General features: G+C 32.4%; 18 protein-coding genes. 15 read left to right on the forward strand and 3 right to left on the reverse strand.

All coding sequences use genetic code 11. The features are described from left to right. The first annotated feature begins 273 nt into the window (after window positions 1–273). The 3 genes from ACQ654_RS05355 to ACQ654_RS05365 all read left to right on the forward strand — a co-directional run bounded on the left by ACQ654_RS05355 (window position 274) and on the right by ACQ654_RS05365 (window position 4,304). Window positions 274–1,851, forward strand: coding sequence for a hypothetical protein (locus tag ACQ654_RS05355; protein WP_430409296.1), 1,578 nt, complete (start codon window positions 274–276; stop codon window positions 1,849–1,851). A 110-nt stretch (window positions 1,852–1,961) separates the two neighbouring features. After that, window positions 1,962–3,248 (forward strand): site-specific tyrosine recombinase/integron integrase, encoded by a 1,287-nt coding sequence (gene xerA / locus ACQ654_RS05360; RefSeq protein ID WP_430409297.1) that lies wholly within the window; start codon window positions 1,962–1,964, stop codon window positions 3,246–3,248. A gap of 576 nt (window positions 3,249–3,824) precedes the next feature. Next, window positions 3,825–4,304: a DUF1877 family protein gene (locus ACQ654_RS05365; RefSeq protein WP_430409298.1), complete on the forward strand. Its 480-nt coding sequence runs from the start codon at window positions 3,825–3,827 to the stop codon at window positions 4,302–4,304. A 108-nt stretch (window positions 4,305–4,412) separates the two neighbouring features. Here the strand turns inward: ACQ654_RS05365 and ACQ654_RS05370 are convergent, their stop codons facing one another. Next, on the reverse strand, window positions 4,413–5,963 hold the full coding sequence (locus tag ACQ654_RS05370; RefSeq protein WP_430409299.1) for an IS1182 family transposase: 1,551 nt from the start codon (window positions 5,961–5,963) through the stop codon (window positions 4,413–4,415). Window positions 5,964–6,296: 333 nt separating this feature from the next. Here ACQ654_RS05370 and ACQ654_RS05375 point away from each other — a divergent pair, with 333 nt between their 5' ends. The 6 genes from ACQ654_RS05375 (at window position 6,297) to ACQ654_RS05400 (ending at window position 15,165) form a co-directional block, all read left to right on the forward strand. Next, window positions 6,297–7,481 carry a serine hydrolase domain-containing protein gene (locus ACQ654_RS05375; protein ID WP_430409300.1) on the forward strand — a complete coding sequence of 395 codons (1,185 nt, stop codon included), beginning with the start codon at window positions 6,297–6,299 and terminating at the stop codon, window positions 7,479–7,481. A 459-nt stretch (window positions 7,482–7,940) separates the two neighbouring features. After that, window positions 7,941–8,801 carry an SPL family radical SAM protein gene (locus ACQ654_RS05380; protein ID WP_430409301.1) on the forward strand — a complete coding sequence of 287 codons (861 nt, stop codon included), beginning with the start codon at window positions 7,941–7,943 and terminating at the stop codon, window positions 8,799–8,801. Between the two features lie 3 nt (window positions 8,802–8,804). Continuing rightward, window positions 8,805–11,279 (forward strand): UvrD-helicase domain-containing protein, encoded by a 2,475-nt coding sequence (locus tag ACQ654_RS05385; RefSeq protein ID WP_430409302.1) that lies wholly within the window; start codon window positions 8,805–8,807, stop codon window positions 11,277–11,279. A gap of 431 nt (window positions 11,280–11,710) precedes the next feature. Beyond that, window positions 11,711–12,628: a hypothetical protein gene (locus tag ACQ654_RS05390; protein ID WP_430409303.1), complete on the forward strand. Its 918-nt coding sequence runs from the start codon at window positions 11,711–11,713 to the stop codon at window positions 12,626–12,628. 54 nt (window positions 12,629–12,682) lie between these two features. Next, window positions 12,683–14,233 (forward strand): IS1182 family transposase, encoded by a 1,551-nt coding sequence (locus tag ACQ654_RS05395; protein WP_430409299.1) that lies wholly within the window; start codon window positions 12,683–12,685, stop codon window positions 14,231–14,233. Between the two features lie 242 nt (window positions 14,234–14,475). Beyond that, window positions 14,476–15,165, forward strand: a complete 690-nt coding sequence (locus ACQ654_RS05400) for a hypothetical protein (RefSeq protein WP_430409304.1) — start codon at window positions 14,476–14,478, stop codon at window positions 15,163–15,165. Between the two features lie 310 nt (window positions 15,166–15,475). Here the strand turns inward: ACQ654_RS05400 and ACQ654_RS05405 are convergent, their stop codons facing one another. Continuing rightward, entirely contained in the window at window positions 15,476–16,321 is an 846-nt protein-coding gene (locus ACQ654_RS05405; RefSeq protein WP_430409305.1) for an AraC family transcriptional regulator, read from the reverse strand. A gap of 92 nt (window positions 16,322–16,413) precedes the next feature. On the opposite strand from ACQ654_RS05405, the gene ACQ654_RS05410 reads away from it, so the two are divergent. The 5 genes from ACQ654_RS05410 to ACQ654_RS05430 all read left to right on the forward strand — a co-directional run bounded on the left by ACQ654_RS05410 (window position 16,414) and on the right by ACQ654_RS05430 (window position 20,075). Beyond that, window positions 16,414–17,391 (forward strand): polysaccharide deacetylase family protein, encoded by a 978-nt coding sequence (locus ACQ654_RS05410; protein ID WP_430409306.1) that lies wholly within the window; start codon window positions 16,414–16,416, stop codon window positions 17,389–17,391. Between the two features lie 3 nt (window positions 17,392–17,394). Next, window positions 17,395–17,781 (forward strand): hypothetical protein, encoded by a 387-nt coding sequence (locus tag ACQ654_RS05415; RefSeq protein WP_430409307.1) that lies wholly within the window; start codon window positions 17,395–17,397, stop codon window positions 17,779–17,781. A 4-nt stretch (window positions 17,782–17,785) separates the two neighbouring features. Continuing rightward, window positions 17,786–18,892 carry an alkene reductase gene (locus ACQ654_RS05420; RefSeq protein ID WP_430409308.1) on the forward strand — a complete coding sequence of 369 codons (1,107 nt, stop codon included), beginning with the start codon at window positions 17,786–17,788 and terminating at the stop codon, window positions 18,890–18,892. 357 nt (window positions 18,893–19,249) lie between these two features. Then, on the forward strand, window positions 19,250–19,654 hold the full coding sequence (locus tag ACQ654_RS05425; protein WP_430409309.1) for a helix-turn-helix domain-containing protein: 405 nt from the start codon (window positions 19,250–19,252) through the stop codon (window positions 19,652–19,654). Between the two features lie 25 nt (window positions 19,655–19,679). Continuing rightward, window positions 19,680–20,075 carry a VOC family protein gene (locus tag ACQ654_RS05430; protein ID WP_430409310.1) on the forward strand — a complete coding sequence of 132 codons (396 nt, stop codon included), beginning with the start codon at window positions 19,680–19,682 and terminating at the stop codon, window positions 20,073–20,075. A 97-nt stretch (window positions 20,076–20,172) separates the two neighbouring features. On the opposite strand, the gene ACQ654_RS05435 is transcribed toward ACQ654_RS05430, so the two are convergent. Beyond that, window positions 20,173–21,726 carry an IS1182 family transposase gene (locus tag ACQ654_RS05435; protein ID WP_430409311.1) on the reverse strand — a complete coding sequence of 518 codons (1,554 nt, stop codon included), beginning with the start codon at window positions 21,724–21,726 and terminating at the stop codon, window positions 20,173–20,175. A gap of 122 nt (window positions 21,727–21,848) precedes the next feature. Between ACQ654_RS05435 and ACQ654_RS05440 the strand changes: the two genes are divergently transcribed. Further along, complete coding sequence (locus ACQ654_RS05440; RefSeq protein ID WP_430409312.1) at window positions 21,849–22,409, forward strand: hypothetical protein; 561 nt, start codon at window positions 21,849–21,851, stop codon at window positions 22,407–22,409. The last annotated feature ends 7 nt before the right edge of the window (window positions 22,410–22,416 follow it).

The following is a 22,416-nucleotide window of genomic DNA, read 5'->3' on the forward strand; positions in this document are numbered from 1 at the left end:
TTTTAATTTCTAAATATGAGGACTCTTTAGAACTTCTCATAACAGTCAAAAAAATATCATGCGTAGATAAAAGAATGAAAAAAATAGAACGAGTTTATACCATTCTAAAATCAATAAAAGCAGTCCATCACGAATATATATCTAACTCTTTACGAAAGTTTGACACCTACGATTATTTAACCATAAGATGTACCTTAAATGCAATTAATCAGTAATCATATACCAAAGTATATACAATGCCCCTATTTTCTATCGGAAGATAAGGCGGAAACTATGCAACGTTATCGCATTTTTATAAATGCCTATAATGCCAAAGTGCCAAGTTTGAATAAAAAAGTAAAAGAATATAACAAACGTGTTTTATCTTATGTAAAAGCGAATCAGCTACAAAAACAGGCGCTCATTTCACAAACCAATTTTGAAGCACAACTAACTAATGGAATTAAAAACGATTTGCTTCCAAAAATTGAATTCAATGATCTTGTTGAAAAAGTTAATGGAGAAAAACCATTACTAAAAATGAAAAAGCATATTGAAGTTAAACAAGCTCAGTTAGACACTTTTGAAATTATTCTATGGTTGTATTCTCAGCAGCTCATAAAGCTTCGCAAACAATTACAACAACTCTCAAGTGGTGTAAAGATGTCTTTTCCTAAAGTAGAAGTAACATCTACAGAAGTTTGTAATTTCACTAAAGAAGGTGAAAAAAGAATGCTATTAAAACGTGATGCTATTCGCAGGCATGTGCGTCGATTAAAAGATGCAGGTGTATTTGTACAATACGATTTTAAAGGCAAAAGTTTGCCTGTTAATTACTATATAAATGGGGCTATTTTTGTCTTTCGTGACAACCGAAGAGGATTTACTGATAATCAACAAGTTAAACCATCTAGTGCAACAAAACGACTGGACTTTAGTGTAGATACAAGAATATTTACTAAAGAAATAATAAAAAAAGTAGGGAATGTTGATAACCATTCCCATGAGAAGGAAGTAAATTCTTTTACTGCTGAAAATAGCAGTAAAAACAAGAACACTGACAAGAACACCAAAGAGGATAAACCACAAAAAGTTTCCAATCAAAACGCAGGCAAACTAGGCAGCGGCGAAAATTATCCGAAAAATGAGTTATCAGAGTACTTGCGTAGTCAAATACACTACAGAACTGCATTGTTACAATCGCTAACAGCACATCACTATGATACGTATAGCTATTCTACTCTCAACATGAACAGACGTTTAGAAATGGAAGCTTTGAAAGGTGCCATGTCAAGAGAGGAGTTTAGGGAATTACTTTTACAACTATTTCTAAAGATGTCTGCTTCCATTTGGAAAGGAATGAATGTGTATTATGGAAGTTGGCACAAAGCCTATATTCAAATTGATGATGAATACTTACGTAACCCAAACGGAAGTATTCCACGAAAAGAAACGCTTCTATACATGTTTGGCTTTTTAGTATATCGAATTGGTCGTGCTAAGCGTTTTTTCAAAAGTAAAAAACAATATATCATACATTTTCCGTGTATCTATTTTGACCCAACACGAAAACTGCCAAGTGAAGGCGGATTTGCTTACACATTACAATGGCTAAAGCAATATCAAAAATACAAAGATTTACGTGCAATAAGAAAGCAACAAGCAGCAACAAAAGCTGGTGCAAGACGTAGACAAAAAACTAATGAAGAAAAAGTTCGTGATAAAATCAAACTTTATATTAAAGGTAAAATCACATTACCACAAGTGTATAATTACATAGAAACCAATAAAGGCATTCCAAGTTATTTTGTATCTGAAGTTCCAAGATTTATTGAGATAGAAACGAATAAAGAATTTGATTTGTATAAATAGTAAAAAAACGAACGTTCATACAATATTTCTGACGCTTATTAAATATATATAAAGTTGAAAACAAAACTTCCGTATATTCCTCCTATTTGGTATGATAACAGGAACTTTGCATGAAAGTAATAGAGATTTTTTACAGAAATAAACATTGGTATGGTGTAGCAATCCCTAAAAATGATGAAAGAAGTGTACTCATAAAAAATCATATTCTTTCTAAGTGGTCAAATACATACAAACAGTGGCTGTTTCCTAAAAATGAACAAGTCAAAACGTTTTTAAAGTCTATTGCAAGACAATCAAAAAAAAAGATCACTTTTCTAATACTAAAAGGAAATAGGTTACGTATTACTTGTCATCCTACACAAAAAGGCATAGAATATATAAAATCACTAAGCTATTATCATTACAATACAACATACAAACATTGGACAATCCCATATACAGAAACGAATGTTGATAAATTAGAATCACTGTTGAAGGATTATTTTCTGATTGACTATGTAGACAAAAGAAAAACAAAACCTAAGGAATCTGTAAAGTCAAATATATTAGAAGAACACCACCGAAAATGTCCTAGTAGCGCTATCGATAAATTAAAAGCACTGCGGTATAGTAACTCTACAATCAAAACATATTCAAATTTTTTGTCCATATTCTTCACGTACCATTATGCCTATCAACCTCAGGAGATTACAAATGAAATGATTAAATCATATTTAAGGTATTTAATTCAAGAAAGAGAAATTAGTGAATCTTATCAAAATCAAATGATTAATGCGATAAAGTTTTATTATGAAAAAGTATTAGGAGGAAAACAACACACCTATTTCATAGATCGTCCAAAAAAAAGTAAACCATTACCAATCGTTTTATCACAAAAAGAGACTATTTCATTACTTAAAACAGTTTCTAATTTAAAACATAAAACCACATTAACCGTAATTTATAGTTGTGGACTCAGGGTAAGCGAACTTATTAATTTAAAGTTATCATCCATAGATTTAGAGCAAAAGAAAATACATATCGTGGCTGGTAAAGGAAAAAAAGATCGTTATGTTATTATCGCTGAAAGAACTATGAAGTTAATCGTAATTTATTGCAAAAAATATGTTCCAGAAGAATATCTAGTAGAAGGTCAAAAAGGAGGAAAATATACAGCTTCTAGCATCCGAAAGTTTCTAACTAAATATTGTCTCGCTGCTAGAATAACTAAAAAAGTTACACCACATACACTACGACACAGTTTTGCCACACATTTACTTGAAAAAGGGATTAGTTTACGCTACATACAATATATATTAGGACATCAAAGTTCCAAGACAACCGAAATCTATACGCATATTACACATACAGGTATAGAAAACATAAAAAACCCGTTAGATGATTTTGATTTTAATTAAGATTCATATAACTTTAAAAATAACTAATTCTAGAAAATAAAATAGGTTTGGTTATAAGAGAAATAACAGGAACTTTTAGTAAAAGTTCCGTATATACATACGTTATATATAATTCAAAAAAGAATCGGAGACATCCGTTAGAAAAAGGGATTTTGGAACGATTTTATGTAGTTTTTAAAATCAATAGATTTTCATTTAAGTTTTTGTCAGTTACACTGTGAAAGACAGTTCTTTCAAACATTGTTAATGTACTCAAAAACTTGAATTAAGGTAGTGGATTTATTTGACAAAATCAACTCCTTATAAAAAAACGATAAAATCTAACGTTGTAAGTGTTAAAAACAGCACACGCCTTATACTAATATAAAGCGCATCCTTTTTTTTATTTCAAGCGGATTTTAATGCTCATTTGGGCTCTTTTTTGAACTCCTGTTTTTTTGCTTAAATTTAAGTTGTATTTTAGTTCAATAAAGAACGCAAAAAAACATATATATAACATTGTGTAAATCTGCATTAAAACGCAGTTTACACTTAACGTTGTATGCAATTTGAGAAAACCATAAAAACCGACTGAATTTGGGAATTGTCTGTGAATTATATAGAATATCTGACTCTGAAATAGAAGAACTGAAAAAATTAAAAGCAGAAGTTGCGGAAGAATTTCTTGATGAAAATTACGCATATATTTATGGAAAACACCATAGACAAAACGATACGGTTTTCTCAATGGACAAAGGTTGGGACATTACTAGATTCTTAATAAAGCAAAAAGACAATACTGAAGATAAATTTTTAAATATACTTGACTCGAAATACATTGAATCTGGAAAAGCAAAACGTGTGAATGAATTACTTTGTGGAATAAATGACGATGGAATAAAAGAAGTTTGCGACCGAAAACTAATGGCTGAAAAACAAGTTTATCTTGCCAAAAGATTAGAAGATTGGACTGAACCTAACTTCTGGAATTACATTTTACCTCATTTAGAGACATATAAAAAAGCATTTCAAAAAGCGGTAGAATTAAATCACGGAATAGTATTTCACTTTAACTAATGAATAAAAAAACTGCGTACAACACCGGTAACCGTTGCACAACCCCATAATTTTATAAAAAACAAGGCATTCTCAGCCTATTTAAGGATGTCTTTCTTTTGAGTTTTACTATTGAATCCTAAAATTAGTACCGCTTAAAATCAAGCTATCATTACCAAATAGTGACTTTATTTTAAAAATGATAAGAGCAAGTGATCTTGCTCCACTTTTTGTAGTTTTTGTGATGAATTTCAAGTATTTCTTTAAATTATAGGCAATTGCAGCCAAGTGCATTACTTTGTTTGCTTGTTTAATGCCTAAAGTGTTCACCTTTCTAAGTCCCATATATTCCTTTAGTGTTCCAAATACTGGTTCTACGGTACTTTGCCGTTTCCTCTTCATATAACGCCCTTGTTTGCTATTGACTCTTGTTATATTTCGTTCATATTCTTCTCGATAATACGTAACAGAGAACTTCTTTTCTTTAGCTGTTTTGCCTAAGCATTGTGAAGCTATTGGGCAGCCTTTGCATATTTTGGAAGAACCACGATATTCTTTCTTTTTGGTTTTGGTACGATAGTCTAAAAATACTTTTTTGAATGGAATAATCTTTCCCTTCGGACATATATAATGATCCTTTTCTTTAACATATATAAAATCAGTTGGCCCACCTTTGTAAGTTCCATGTGGTGGAATGTAACTTTTCAAGCTTTGAGCTTCTAAAAACGCGTAATTCTCTCCGCTGCTATATCCTGTATCAGCCACTATATTTTCTAAAAGAACGCCTGATGTACGCAAACGCCTTTGTACTCTGATTGTGATATCTTTTAAGTATTGATTGTCTTTCTTATCCGCATGATACGCCTTTATATCACTAATCACATGATGTGCCGTATCAACACTAAGTTGACTCATATAGTTCAGCTTTCTTGCTTTTCCTGGTTTTACACTAATGCGTGCATCAGGATCTGTGGGACTGTAATGCGTTTTATTACTAGTATAACGACTCCCTTTATTGCCAGCGCCTGGTCGCTGATCTTGCTCTTTTGCCCATTTCTTATTCCTTGATTGAATAGCACTCAGTTCCTGTGTAGTGGCAGTAATGATCTGTTGCTTTTTAGTTGCCTTATTTTCAACTTGACGATCTCGGTAGCTTTGTACGCGAACTTTGGATAAATGAGTTTCTAAATCTTCTTCGGGAACTTTTAACTCCAAACTATCCATAGAAGCATTCGCTTTTACAGGCGCAGAATCGATTGCTTGTGTATGACCACTGACCATGCCTTTGTCTAAACAAAGCATAAAAACACGTGTAAAAACTTCTTCAAATACACACTCAGGAAATAACTGGCGTGTTCTACTTATCGTACTATGCCAAGGTAATTCTTCATCAATATCATAACCTAAATAATAGAGAATATCCAAACGCATACTACAATGAGCAATTAACTTGCGATCACTAATAATATTTTCTAAATAGCCAACCAAACAGAGTTTAAAAAACACCACAGGATCAATACTTTTTTGTCCGCTAGTTCCATAGTATTCTTTGGTTAGTTCGTATAAATAGTCCAAGTCTAAAACTTCTAATAAACGACGATAAAAGTTTTCTTTGGGAATCCGATCACTTAACTGAAAATTACTAAATAATTTTTCCTGATAGATTTTCTTGCCTTGCATACATTAAGATACACAATTATTCAATATCTTAGACTTGTGCAACAGGTACACCGTGTATAATTAATTGCTTCATTGAGCCTACTTGCGAATATTCCTGCGGAATATTCACGGGTTCGTAAATGTTTGCTAACTTAGTCGCTAAACCACGCAACTAACCATACACAATACCGTTGTAAAACATATGAAAAGAATTAAGAATAAAACAAAAATTATGTACTAATGGAATTAAACTTAGAAAAAAAATATAGAAATGTTAGTTATTAAAAAACTAGTAAATCAGGATTAGAAGGATTTTTATCCGTTCTAACTAAATAGGAAAAAACAATTATATTAATGAAAATAAACCTAATTCCGTTACTTCTTTTCTTTTCTATGGGGTTATACGCACAAATGACCAATCAAATTGATAAGAAAGTCAATGATTTTATGCAAAAATGGGAAATACCAGGTGTTTCAGTTGCAATTGCTTACAAAGGTCAACTTGTCTATGCTAATGGCTATGGATACAGTAATAAAGCTAAAAAAGAAAAGGTTTTACCAAAACATCGATTTAGAATTGGGAGTATTTCTAAATCCCTCACTGCTATTACAATTTTTAAGCTCATTGAAGAAGGGAAACTCAACCTTACAGATAAGGTTTTTGGAGCAAGTGGTATTCTAAATGATACTATATATTCAAAAATAATTGATGACAGAGTTTTAGAAATAAATGTTGGTCAACTTTTAGAGCATACAGCAGGGTGGGATAGTCATAAAAAGTATGACCCTATGTTTAAGAATCAGCTAATATCTGATTCCTTAAAACTAGATAGGTCGCCCGAACCAAAGGACGTAATTCGTTATATGCTAAAAACTCAATATCTCGACTATTCGCCAGGTACTATTTATTCCTATTCAAATTTAGGATATTGCATTTTAGGTAGAGTTATTGAAAAGTTGACTGGATTAACCTATGAAAATGCTGTAAAAGAAAAAATTCTTATACCGCTAAAAATGTTCGATACTAAGATAGGTGGTTCTAAAAAGTCTGGTGAAAATGAATCAATGTATCATAGCGACTATGGTTTCGTAAATAACTCTGCTTTCCATCCTTTTAAAGAAAAGGTAAAACCAGAATACGGAGCCTTCGACCTATCCCTGTTAGATTCTTGCGGTGGTTGGATTTCTAATTCCATTGATTTAGCAAAATTAATGTGTGCTATTGATAGTTACCCCAACAGGAAGGATATTCTGTCGCCTGATTCTATTAATTCTATGCTTTCGACCTCAATAGAGAATTCAGACTACGCTAAGGGGTGGTTTGTAAATAATGATAAAGACTTTTGGCATAACGGGTCCTTAATTGGTTCTTACAGTATGGTAGCTAATATAAATGATGGTAGAGTATGGGTTATTTTAATTAATGATAACGAATGGACAAATCAAAAGTTTTATAAAAACGTCGATAAACTATTATTTAAAGCTACTGCAAAATTAGATTTTTCAAAATTGCAGGATATTTTTAAACAGTATGACTAATAGATTAAGATGGATAAAAACATAAGACCTGAAAACCAAAGCGGTAGCTATAAAACAACCTATGTGAAATTGAAGTTTTACACTTTTGTTTTTGACGTCAAAGACTAAGATGTAATCTGAATGATAATAGAATTTCAAGAAAAGTTTGGGAGGAAATACGTTTTACAACAATGTATAAAAATAATAGCGGTTTAGGTGCTAAAAGGGAAGTAAGTAAATTTAAAAAGGTCTGTGTTTAACCGAAAAGTTAGTGCAAAAAAATCCGCTACTATTCTTATACTAGACCGTTGTGCATAATGCGAAAATCGTGCTAAAACTCAACATTAGTGCTAAAAACGCCAGCGCGCAAACAGCACATTTATTTTTTGCCAACGCGAAAAGCCAACGCTGAAAAAATAAAAGAGCTGTTTCTTGCCAACACTCAACTGAAACAATTATATTTCTGAAAAATAAAAGATATTGGATTTATTTAGTCACATAAAAGAAGAAGAAAAACCGTTTAATAAAAAAACTAAAATTGGACAAACGGATATTCAATATATCAAATCCGCAAGCATTTTAACAGAGGCTAAAGGATTTATGAATGCGTATGACTACACATTAAATCCTTACACAGGCTGTAGTTTTGGGTGCAATTATTGTTATGCAGCTTTCTTTGCAAGGTCATCAAATGACAAAGATAATTGGGGAAAATGGTTGAAAGTAAAAGAAAATGCACTTGCTCTTCTTCAAAAAAAACGTAAAAAACCGCTCATCAATAAAACAATTTATCTCAGTAGTGTTACTGACCCATACCAACCAATCGAAAAAGAACTTGAACTAACAAGAAGTATTCTCAAAGAACTTTTAGATTTTCACAAAGTACGTTTAGTAATTCAAACGAGAAGTCCTTTGGTTACTAGAGATATTGACTTGTTGAAAAAATTTGAAGTTGTACAAGTGAATATGACTGTTACCACAGATAGTGAAGAAGTGCGTAAAGCATTCGAGCCATTGTGTCCATCAAACAAAGTAAGATTAAAGGCAATTAAAGAAATACAAGCAAATAATATTCAAGCTTGCATTACAATGACACCATTATTACCAATTAAAGACCCACAGACTTTTGCTCAAGAACTAAAAAATACTGGAATTCAAAAATTTATTGTGCAACCATTTCATCCCGACAAAGGAAAATTTATTGCAAGCACAAAACAAGATGCATTAAGTCAAGTAAAGAAAATGAATTGGAACGATGAAAAATACAACAATGCAGTAAAGGTTTTTAAAGAAAAACTTCCGTGGTTGGGAGAAGGTAAAGATGGCTTTGCACCTATTTAAAGTATGAAAGATAAAATTAAAGAATGGCTTCTCTCTCAACAAAGCGAAATTGACAGACTCATTGCGAGTGCTGGAATAACCTATTACAACGCGAACAGAACTCAACCAAATTTTGTTTATGACATTCAAAAATGTCATCACGAAAGCTATAATTTAATTAGAGGTAAAGATTTATGTTACGATAGACCAGGAACTGCATTCTCATATTCGTTATGGTATCAGCCACGAAGAATAAATACATTTCTCTCATTTTTTTTAGACAAACTAATTCAACTAGAAGGACAGCATATAGAAGTATTTGATTTAGGTGCTGGAGCTGGTGCAATTCAATGGTCTTTAGGATTGATTTACGTTGGTATGAAAAGGCTAGGTTTTAATCCGCCAAAGATTACTGTAATTAATATTGACACAAGTCCTTTTATGCTTAATTATAATAGGACTTATTTGTGGCCTAAGTTTAAAGAATCCTATCCTGAAATAGATGAAAATTTTATTACAGATTACGAAGTAAATTCTTGGAGTAATGAACGTAATTTAGAAACTTCAAATCCATTATTGGCTGCAAGTTACCTTTTTGATTCATCTGATAACAAAGAAGAGATAGCAAAAGACTTCAGTAATTTAGTAGATAAATATAAACCAAATACGATTCTTTTACTTACCTCAAAACAAGCAGACAAGGTTGCTTTTTTAGAAGAGTTAAAAAATGATTTTGAGTATCAAGGCTTTACTTCAGAAGAAGTAACGGATGACAATTTAATTTTTTCTAAAACATTAAACCACGTTAATAAATTAAGAACTGAACTTTACCAAAGATTAAAAATAAACGAGCTAAATAGAGGAGCTTCTTGGAAAGACTACAGCTATTCTGGTTTAATACTAAGTAAACCGCAAGCCGAAATAACATTCTCATATAATAAGCAAACGATTTCTGAACTTAATATTTTTAATCCGCCAATAACTGTTAGAAGAGAAGTTACTCTTAATAAAAAACAAATTCAAGCATCTGAAAATATCGAAAGACCAGTTGTAATAGTTGGACCTGCAGGTTGTGGTAAAAGCATTGTAATTACTGAAAAAATTAAGAATATTGTTGAACAAGAAGATTATTCACCAGACTTAGAGATATTACTAACGTCATTTAATAAAGGACTTATTGGTAAACTTTCCGAATGGCTTGACGAATTATTAGATAATGAAAAATTTGAGATTCGTTACGACACGAATTTTCACGGTTATGCAGAAAAATCCTGTCATTTTATATTTAAAAACTCTAAAAAAACCAATATAAGACTATTACATTTTGATATGTTACCAAAAAAACTTGGTGGCATCCGATATCGAGGCTTAGTTAACCACAATCAACACTTCCAAATTCTTAACGAAATTATTGCAATAGTAAAAGGTCAAGAAAAAATCACGAATGACCAATATGATAATATTTTAAATTGTGATTTTTTGTTTGAGGAATATCATAGAGTTATTTATGGTTTACAAGTAGGAATTACAGAAGGTCTGGATAAATATTTAACAGTCCAAAGAAAAGGCAGAGGAAACTCACCATCACTTCAAAGAAATAGTTATCGTAGAAAACTTGCTTGGTTTTGTCTTACTCAATATGCTAAAAGAATGCATAACGAAAACATTCAAAGTTTCACTTTGAGACGACATTATTTTTATTCAAAATTAAAGAGACAAGAATTAGTAAAGAAATACGACTACATTTTGGTAGATGAATTTCAAGATTGCACAGAGGCAGATTTTGAGATTTTTTATATGTTGATTAAAGACCCAAATAATTTTACAATTGCTGGCGATTTGGCTCAATCTATTCATTTAGGTACAACAGCCAGAATACCTAGAGATGAAAGAATGGACACAAGACGATTTTTCCGATTGGATGGTTCATATAGACTACCTGTAAGAATAAGTGAGGCAATAAAAGGCCTTTCTAATGCACTTGTAAAGAAGTTTGGAAATGATGAAGGAGTTATAAATATAACTCCATATAAAGGTTCACCACCTGGTTCTCGTCCTATTGCTGTTTATGGCGAAAATTCTGAGCTGTTAGCTAATAAAGTGAAATCAATATTTGAAGAATATCGCATTTATGATTTAAACCAAATCACAATTTTAGAAAAGGACGGAAATTTATCAAGGGAACTTAATCAACGTTCAATCAATGTTGAAACAGATTCGATTCTCAGTTTAAAAGGTTTAGAAAAAGAATGTGTGCTTTGGTCAACAAATATTCCCTTAGAATTTGAAAAAGAAGTTTTTGAATTCTCTTATACGATTGTAACAAGAACATCCTGTATTCTAATTATTGGACTAACAGAGCAAACACAAAACATATATAAAAAAGTACTTGGAATGCTCGATAAAGAAAGAATAATTATGTGGGATAAGGAAACGGAAATGAAGTTTGAAACTTTTTGTGAAGAATATGAACAACAGACAATAATTGACGAGGATTAGCCAACGCACAAAGCCATACACATTTTCAATTCGCTACAGCCAACGCTACGCCAAAAATTGCAAAAGAGTATGTCTTGCCAACGCTCAATTCCGAACTAAATAACAAACATCGGAAAACCAAGCTGAACGTGAAAAGCACTATGCACAACAACGTGTATAAAACATAGCTATTATAGGCTTTCCGAGAGGTTTTTGTATATTTACAAAGTACGCCAAATTTTTTATTTGGTTATATTTATAAAAGAAAATTAAACATAAAAATAAAAAATTCGGCTCGTGCTAAATCCGAAAAGTTAGCGTTAATTTATACGCTACGTTTCATACACAAGACCGTTAGCACCTATTTGACGAACTGCTGACAACTTACGTAAGTTAATTGTAATTGCATTATAGAATTGAACAGTTTAGATTTGTGAAAAATAAAAGAAATAATGATAGAATTTAATTTTGCAAATGACTTATTGGAAAAAATAGAAGAAGAATTAATTAAATATGAGAATAAAAATAAAATTCAACTTATAAAAAGTTTTTCGATTGGCAAAAGTGCAAATCTTGAATGGATGAGAAAAAGTCAAGATTTTAGTTTACCTATTAACTCATCCGATTCAACTGAAATTATTCATATTACAAAAGAATTTTACGAACTTTTAGTAGATGGTTGGAAAGAAAAACACCCAGAATTAGTTAAAGGCGGAATTTCTGATAAAATTCAATCAATGATGGAATCTGATTTTCCAGAAGAAACTATTGATTCTGCAATTACAGATAAAATCAATAAACTGATTTATCAATACGATGAAGTTTTAAAATGTACAAAAGAAACTAATCGCCTTTTTGGAATTGAAAATGAAGAAAAAATACTATTAATTCACCTTAACAAATACAACGAAATATTAAAATCTGATTTTAAACAAATTAACTTTTTTCACGGAATTACTTTAAACAAAAAAATTAGTGATTTAGTATTAAAAATTTATGTTCGATTTATCAATTTAAGATTGGAAATGTTGAACCCTAAAATCACTCAAATAGAAGAACGGGAAACAGAAATAACACCTAAAATTCTATGGAAAGGAAGTCAAAGAGATTTATGTGAACTATTTATCGAATTACAAGAAAAGAATTATATAGATAATTTTGAATGGGGAGAAAGAACTAAAATAGCACAATCAATTTGTAATTTATTTGATTTGTCTTTAACAAAGAAAAAGAAAAACAGTAATGTGGAAACCTCATTTTACCAAATCTTAAAAGGCAAACATAATCCTGAAACAGGGTTAAGAGAATATGATGAAGTTTTAGGTAAAGAAAAAGAACGAAAATTTAATAAAATAAAAAACAGGTGCTAACACCGGTACCTGTTGCACAAGTCTAAGATATTGAATAATTGTGTATCTTAATGTATGCAAGGCAAGAAAATCTATCAGGAAAAATTATTTAGTAATTTTCAGTTAAGTGATCGGATTCCCAAAGAAAACTTTTATCGTCGTTTATTAGAAGTTTTAGACTTGGACTATTTATACGAACTAACCAAAGAATACTATGGAACTAGCGGACAAAAAAGTATTGATCCTGTGGTGTTTTTTAAACTCTGTTTGGTTGGCTATTTAGAAAATATTATTAGTGATCGCAAGTTAATTGCTCATTGTAGTATGCGTTTGGATATTCTCTATTATTTAGGTTATGATATTGATGAAGAATTACCTTGGCATAGTACGATAAGTAGAACACGCCAGTTATTTCCTGAGTGTGTATTTGAAGAAGTTTTTACACGTGTTTTTATGCTTTGTTTAGACAAAGGCATGGTCAGTGGTCATACACAAGCAATCGATTCTGCGCCTGTAAAAGCGAATGCTTCTATGGATAGTTTGGAGTTAAAAGTTCCCGAAGAAGATTTAGAAACTCATTTATCCAAAGTTCGCGTACAAAGCTACCGAGATCGTCAAGTTGAAAATAAGGCAACTAAAAAGCAACAGATCATTACTGCCACTACACAGGAACTGAGTGCTATTCAATCAAGGAATAAGAAATGGGCAAAAGAGCAAGATCAGCGACCAGGCGCTGGCAATAAAGGGAGTCGTTATACTAGTAATAAAACGCATTACAGTCCCACAGATCCTGATGCACGCATTAGTGTAAAACCAGGAAAAGCAAGAAAGCTGAACTATATGAGTCAACTTAGTGTTGATACGGCACATCATGTGATTAGTGATATAAAGGCGTATCATGCGGATAAGAAAGACAATCAATACTTAAAAGATATCACAATCAGAGTACAAAGGCGTTTGCGTACATCAGGCGTTCTTTTAGAAAATATAGTGGCTGATACAGGATATAGCAGCGGAGAGAATTACGCGTTTTTAGAAGCTCAAAGCTTGAAAAGTTACATTCCACCACATGGAACTTACAAAGGTGGGCCAACTGATTTTATATATGTTAAAGAAAAGGATCATTATATATGTCCGAAGGGAAAGATTATTCCATTCAAAAAAGTATTTTTAGACTATCGTACCAAAACCAAAAAGAAAGAATATCGTGGTTCTTCCAAAATATGCAAAGGCTGCCCAATAGCTTCACAATGCTTAGGCAAAACAGCTAAAGAAAAGAAGTTCTCTGTTACGTATTATCGAGAAGAATATGAACGAAATATAACAAGAGTCAATAGCAAACAAGGGCGTTATATGAAGAGGAAACGGCAAAGTACCGTAGAACCAGTATTTGGAACACTAAAGGAATATATGGGACTTAGAAAGGTGAACACTTTAGGCATTAAACAAGCAAACAAAGTAATGCACTTGGCTGCAATTGCCTATAATTTAAAGAAATACTTGAAATTCATCACAAAAACTACAAAAAGTGGAGCAAGATCACTTGCTCTTATCATTTTTAAAATAAAGTCACTATTTGGTAATGATAGCTTGATTTTAAGCGGTACTAATTTTAGGATTCAATAGTAAAACTCAAAAGAAAGACATCCTTAAATAGGCTAAGAATGCCTTGTTTTTTATAAAATTATGGGGTTGTGCAACGGTTACACCGTATATAATTTATTGCTGGCTTTTTGCCTACTTACGAAAGTCCTCGCGGACTTTCTTTGTCCGTAATTATTCACTAAATTAGTTGCTTGAAACACGCAACAAACCATATACAACAACGTTGGCAAGCATTTAAGAAAACCCAGAAATTGAATTGAAAATTGAGGCAAATAAAAACATTTAGTGATAGTAGATTAGACACTCAATGTGCCTATTGCGGAAAATTCCCTGATACAAGAGACCACGTTCCATCAAAAATCCTTCTCGAAAAACCATATCCTGAAAATATTCCTGTTGTACCTTGTTGCTTGGATTGTAATAATGGATTTTCATTAGACGAGGAATACTTTGCTTGTCTGATTGAATGCCTAATTTCAGGAACAACGGATTTGGACAAACTCTCGCGAGAAAGTATTGTGAAAATCCTAAAGCGGAAAACAAAACTAAAAGCTCGATTGGACAAGGCTTTTATTAATGAAAATGGAAAATCTCAATTCAGAATTGAACCTGAAAGAATCGAAAATGTTATTTTAAAATTAGCTTATGGACACGTAAAATTTGAAAATAGCGATAGAAAATATGAAAAACCTGAACATTTGGGTTTCGTACCTATCGACACATTGACCGAAGAAGAACTGAATTCGTTTTTTGCGGTAACGGAATTACAAAAAGCACCTGAAATTGGAAGTCGAGCAATGCAAAATATGTATATTACTCAAGAGGGAATTCCAGTTGACAATTGGATAGTTGTTCAAGACGGAATTTATCAATATTCAGTTACACCGACCATTGGAAATGTAAAGGTGCGAATATTGATTTGGAATTACCTTGCGTGTGAAGTTGTGTGGTAAAAAACGACTTGCCAACAACGTATATAAAACATAGCTATTACAGGCTTTCCGAGAGGTTTGTGTGTATTTTCGAAGACCGCCAAATTTTTAAATTTGGCTTTTAGTAAAATAAAGATAAAAAGAAAAATTTAAAAATTCGGCTCGTGTTTAATCCGAAAAGTTAGCGTCTTTTTAAATGCTACGTTTCATATACAAGACCGTTACCTGCAAGCTGAAAAGCCAACGCGCAGTCAAGCACATTTCATTTTTCTCGTACCTCAAAAAATAAAAAGAGCTTGCCTTTTTCCAACGCTTACTCATAGCGAATTAATTATCGAAATACACTTGGATTATTGCCTGTGTATTTTTTAAAAATCTTATTAAAATGACTAGAATCTGAAAAACCTGTCTTATCTGCTATTTGCGAAATGTTTAGATTAGTTTGCTTCAAAAGACGCTTTGCCATTTCTATTTTAGTTTTCAACACATATTGCTGAATAGAAATACCTGCGTGCTTTTTGATAAAAACACTCACGTAATTGGGCGACATATAAAAATTTTCAGCTATCGATTTAATCTTAATCAATTCTTTATCGAGGAGATTTTGTCTTACGTAGGTCAATATTGAATCTATTTTTTCTTTCTCAGATTTATATGATTTTTCCGATTTTGTAAGACTTGACTTTAAATTTCTTGAAACCACTACTAATAAAGCACCAAATAAATCGAGCAGCACATCTCTACTATAAACCAAAGTGTTTTCTATCTCATTCTTTATCAATTCGTATAGCCAAAACAATTGAGTCCTATCACCTTCATAAGCGATAATACTTTTAGGAATATTATTACTGTAAAAAATAACGGTATCTAAGTTTTTTCGCCAATGTGTACTTGAAGATAAATTTGCTTTCTCTAAAAATAGCTGTTCCGTAAATTTTATAATGCCAAAGGTTGTAGGCTCGTTAACTATAAATTCGTGTTCATCCTTAGGAGTCAAAAAGAATAAATCCCCTTTTTTGTATTCAATAGTACTATCATTTAAAAGGTGTTGTCCACTACCTTTTAAAATATAAGTTAGCTCAAAAAAATTATGCTTGTGTCTCGGATATCCCCATTCGTTGGCAGCTTCAAATTCAAGGACATCCAAGTTTTTAGCACTATAAAATCGTTGTGACATTAAATAATGTATTTGTACAAATATACAATGTATTTATACAATAAAAATCGTTACAGCTAACTTTACCTTTGCTTCATATTAAAATTATAATTATGAAAACAATACTAAAAACTATCGCTCTGCTATTTTGCATATTAAGCTTAACCGCTTGCATTACAAATAAGAAAGAGAAAAACCAAGTAACAGAATACGCACCATCTGAAACTAAAATAAAGCATTGGCCAAATGATGCACAATTAGTGATTTCAGTTTCTATGCAATTTGAAACAGGCGGACAGCCAGAAGGTGCAGAAAGTCCCTTTTCAGGAAATCCTTTACCAAAAGGAAATCCAGATATGCCAGCACAAAGTTGGTTCAGGTATGGTGCAAAAGAAGGTGTTTACAGAATGTTGGATTTATGGAAAAAACACGAGATTAAAGTTACTTCACACGTTGTTGGAGAAGCAGCCATAAAATACCCAGAAGTTGCCAAAGCTATTGCAGATGGAGGTCACGAGATTGCTGCACACGGCATTTCTTGGAGCGACCAATGGAATATGACTTATGACCAAGAATTAGAATTTATTAAAAAAGGAATTGATACCGTAGAAACCATAACTGGAAAAAGAGGTATTGGATACAATGCTAATTGGTTACGCAGAGGAATAAACACTCTTAAAGTGTTACAGGAGTTAGATTTCTTATATCACATAGACGATTTAAGTAGAGACGAACCTTTTATCACTAAAGTGAGAGACAAGAATTTTGTGGTTATGCCATACACATTACGTAATAATGACATTGTAAACATAGAAGGTAAAAATTGGAGTCCAGACCAGCATTTGGCACAATTAAAAATGGAGTTTGACCAATTATATACTGAAGGTGCAAGCAAAAGAAGAATGATGTCAATAAGTATGCACGACAGAATTGGAGGTGCACCAGCAGTTGTAAACGCATTAGACCAGTTTATAAAATATGCGAAAGAACACCAAGGTGTAGTATTTATGAGAAAAGATGACATTGCAAAAATGATTAAGGATGATCCAAATACGCCTATTGACAATTCTGAATTAAAATTTAATCAATAAAAAATGAAGACATCAATAGTAAATAAAACTGGCGATTGGAGTCTACCTTGGACAGACGAACTAATAAAAGAAGCTAAAACAAATAGAAATAATACAACCGTTGGAGAACAACTAGTTTTAGAGACCGAAGATTTTAAAGTATGGAGCATCCATTTGCCAGCTGGAAAAGCATTACCATTTCACAAGCACAACAAGCCTTATTTCTATACAGTTAAAGGCAATGGAAAATCTCGTTCTTTTTTTGCGGACGGAAAGATTACAGAAACCGAATATTTAAAAGATGATGTTATGTACTTTAATGATTTAAATGCTAATAATTATTTTACACATAATTTAGAGAACATAGGTAACACAAAACTCATATTTACAACAGTCGAATTTAAAAAATAAAACAATGAAAAATACATTATATACACCATACAATATGAACGGAATTACATTAAAGAATCGTTTTTTAATGGCACCTATGACACGTTCAAGAGCTTCGCAACCAGGAGATATTCCTAACAAATTGATGGCAGAATATTATGGACAAAGAGCTTCGGCAGGAATAATAATTACAGAAGCAACACAAATATCTCTTCAAGGTAAAGGGTATTCAAAAACACCAGGTATTTATACGAAAGAACAAATTGAAGGCTGGAAGTTAATAACAGATGAAGTTCATAAAAAAGGAAGTAAAATCTTTTTACAATTGTGGCACGTTGGAAGAGTTTCTAGTTCAAAAGTGAATGGTTTAAAACCCATTGGACCTTCTGAAAAAATTGCAAAAGAAACTAATGTTTATATTTTTGATGGAGCATCAAATGGAGATGCGACTTTTGTACCAGTCGAAGAACCAAAAGAAATGACCAAAACCGACATTAAACAGGTTATTGAAGAATTTAGAATTGGAGCAAAAAATGCAATGGAAGCAGGATTTGACGGAGTAGAAATTCACGGTGCAAATGGCTATTTAATTGACCAGTTTTTAAGAAGTAACTCAAATATAAGAACTGATGAATATGGCGGAACCAAAGAAAACAGAATGCGAATATTGACTGAAATCACACAAGCAGTAGTGAATGAAATCGGACCCGAAAAAACAGGAGTTCGTTTATCACCTTTTATCAGTTTTAAAGATATGAATGACCCAGAAATTTTAGAAACGATAATGTTGGCTTCAAAAAAATTAGAAAAATTAGGCGTAACCTATATCCATTTATGTGAGGCAGATTGGAATGACGCGCCAGAAATTCCCAATAATTTTAGAATTCAATTACGAGAAACATTTAGCAAAACGATAATAGCAACAGGAAATAAAACACCAGAACAAGCAAATGAACTATTAGAAAAAAACTTGGTTGACTTGGTTGGTTTTGGCAGAAAGTTTCTGACTAATCCAGATTACCCTAAACGTGTAAAATTAAATGCACCAATGAATGAAATTAGCGACAATCACACACTATTTGGTGGAGGAACTGCAAGAGGTTATACGGATTATTCGTTTTTAAAAGTTTAAATATCGTTAAGAATACTATTTGGAATTGCCAACGCTGAAAGCCATACACATTTCCAGTCGCACCATCCACGCTACACCAAAACCGTAAAAGAGTATGGCTTCGCCAACGCTAGCAAGTTTACGGAAAAAAGCCAGCAGGTAACAATGTATAAAAATAATAGGGCGATTTTGGCTTAAACCGAAGGTCATTTTGTGTTTGCGAAGTCGCCCGTTTTTTGTTTTAGCTTTTAATTAATGTAAATTGTAAAACCAATAAAACAAAAAACGGTCTTGTGGCTCAACCGAATGGTAAAAGCTTATTTTCTGCCCTACTATTCTTATACCAGACCGTTGGCAGTAATGTAAGAAACCGAAATAATGACATTTTACGAAAAAGAACTTACTAGAATTCGTAGCATTGTTTATTCAAACAAAGGACAAATTAACACCGTAATTGGAATTCGAAATTATATCGAAAATAATTATGATGTCAATTTAAATTTGGACTTACTGTCGCATACTCAGTTTGTTTCAAAGTATCACTTGTTACGCTTGTTCAAAAAATACTATGGACTAACTCCTAAGCAATACTTAACTGACAAACGAATTGAGAAATCTAAAGAGCATCTGATAAATGGAATGTCGGTAACTGAAACCTGTTTTTCTGTTGGATTTGAGAGTTTAGGTTCGTTCAGCTCTTTATTTAAAACAAAAACAGGGAAATCACCTACAGAATTTCAAAAAGAGCAACTTTCAAGAAGCAAAATAAATTTGAAATTCTGAACTTTGGATTATAAATAAAATAAAAATGAAAGTAACACTAATTAGTATTCCCGTTAGAGATCAAGAAAAAGCCTTAAAATTTTATACTGAAAAATTAGGCTTCTTAAAGAAAAAGGATTTACCATTAGGAGGTGGAAATAGATGGTTGACCTTAGTTTCAGCGGAATGGCAGGATGGTCCAGAATTATTATTGGAACCAGCTCCTAATCATTTCGAACCCTGTAAAGTCTTTCAAGATGCTTTGATGGAAGCAGGATATCCATACACCCAGTTTGATACCCAAGATGTTAATGCAGAATATGAACGAATGACAAAACTTGGTGTAGAATTCAGTATGAAACCAACTGAAATGGGAACTGTTAAAGTTGCCGTTTTTAATGATACCTGTGGAAATAATATTCAATTAGTTGAGGAACTGTAAAAACACTACAGCCAACAACGGTAACTGTTGCACAAGCCTATAATTTTATAAAAATAAGACATTCTTAGCGCTTTTAAGGATGTCTTTCTTTTGAGTGTTAATATGGAATCCTAAAATGAATACTGCTTACAATCCAGCTATAGTGACCAAATAGTGACTTTATATTTGAAATGATTAGAGCAAGTGATCTCGCTCCACTTTTTGCCGTTTTTTCGATAAATTTTAGATATTTCTTCAAATTATAAGCAATAGCAGCCATGTGCATGACTTTATTGGCTTGTTTGATTCCTAAGGTGTTGATTTTTCTAAGTCCCATATATTCCTTTAGTGTTCCAAAAACAGGTTCTACCGTACTTTGCCGTTTCTTTTTCATATAACGCCCTTGTTTGCTATTTACTCTGGCAATAGCGCGTTCATATTCCTCTCGGTAATATGTAACTGAAAATTTCTTTTCTTTAGCTGTTTTTCCTAAACATTGTGAAGCTATTGGGCAGCCTTTACAGACTTTGGAAGAATTTCGGTATTCTTTCTTCTTTGTCTTAGTACGATAATCTAAAAACACTTTTTTAAATGGAATGATTTCTCCCTGTGGACATATATAGTGATCCGCTTCTTTATTGTAAATAAATCCATCTGGACCGCCTTTGTAAGTGCCATGCGGTGGAATATAACTTGTAAGTCCCTGTGATTCTAAAAAAGCATAATTTTCTCCGCTGCTATATCCTGTGTCGGCTACTAAATGCTCCCATAACAATCCTGTTTTACGTAATCGCCGTTGCAATCGGATCGTAATATCTTGTAAATACTGATTGTCTTTTTTATCAGCATGATACGCCTTTATATCACTAATGACATGATGTGCCGTATCCACACTAAGTTGACTCATATAGTTCAGCTTTCTTGCCTTGCCAGGTTTGACACTAATGCGCGCATCAGGATCTGTGGGACTGTAATGTGTTTTGTTACTAGCATAACGACTGCCTTTATTGCCTGCGCCTGGACGCTGATCTTGATCCTTCGCCCATTTCTTATTCCTTGATTGGATAGCTTTGAGTTCCTGCGTATTGGCAGTAATTGTCTGTTGCTTTTTAGTTGCCTTATTTTGAACTTGACGATCTCGATAACTTTGTACACGAACTTTGGATAAATGTATCTCTAAATCTTCTTCAGGAACTTTTAACTCCAAACTATCCATCGATGCATTTGCTTTTACGGGCGCAGAATCGATTGCCTGTGTATGACCGCTTACCATGCCTTTGTCGACACAAAGCATAAAAACACGTGTGAAAACTTCTTCAAATATAGATTCAGGGAATAACTGTCGCGTTCTACTTATGGTACTATGCCATGGAAGTTCTTCATCGATATCATATCCTAAAAAATATAGGATATCCAATCGCATACTACAATGTTGGATTAGCTTACGATCACTAATAATATTTTCTAAATAACCAACCAAACATAGTTTGAAAAACACCACAGGATCAATGCTTTTTTGTCCGCTACTTCCATAATAGACTTTAGTAAGTTCATACAAATAGTCTAAATCTAATTCAAATGATAAACGACGATAAAAATTATGTTTCGGAACTCGATCACTTAAACGAAAACTGTGGAATAGCTGCTCTTGATATACTTTTTTGCCTTGCATAACATAAGATACACAATTATTCAATATCTTAGACTTGTGCAACAGGCACAATGTATATGAAATCATAGCACCCTGGGGGATGCTACGCTTCATATACTAACCGTTGTAGCACATTCCTGAAAATGATAAAACTCAAAACTGATAATACTGATGATTCTGGATTTGTTGAAATAGTTGAATCTGTTATTGGAAACTTGATTTTGTCGTTCAATCCAAACGAAGTTTCAATCATCCGAATCAAAAACTGGTTTGACCATAACTGGCTTAATTATTCTGGTAAAAAAATTAGAAAATATGATACTGGAACTGGTGCAATGATTCCATTTGTTTTAGAACCATATTGGGGAAAAGAAATTACAATACCACCATTTAATCCAAATCGAGTTTTGAACGAAACTTTCTTCCAAAAGAAAGGAAGTGAAAATCCAAAATCCGAGGAATTGATACATATTTGGCAACGTAGTACGAATAACAAAAAAAGATTAATATCAGATAAAACGGAAAATGGTTTGTGCATCTGGATTTCCACAAACACAGTTACTAATGGACAAGGAAGTTTAATGGTTTACCAAATACAAGAATCTGAAATACTTACTTGGTATGTGAATTTTGAAAATAAAAATGGTTGGAAAATAACCAAGACTAAAGGAATTGACAAAAACAGCGAGTTATTGACTGAATAAAAAACGT

The organism is Kordia sp. (assembly GCF_965283645.1).
In the GTDB taxonomy this organism is placed as follows: Bacteria; Bacteroidota; Bacteroidia; order Flavobacteriales; family Flavobacteriaceae; genus Kordia.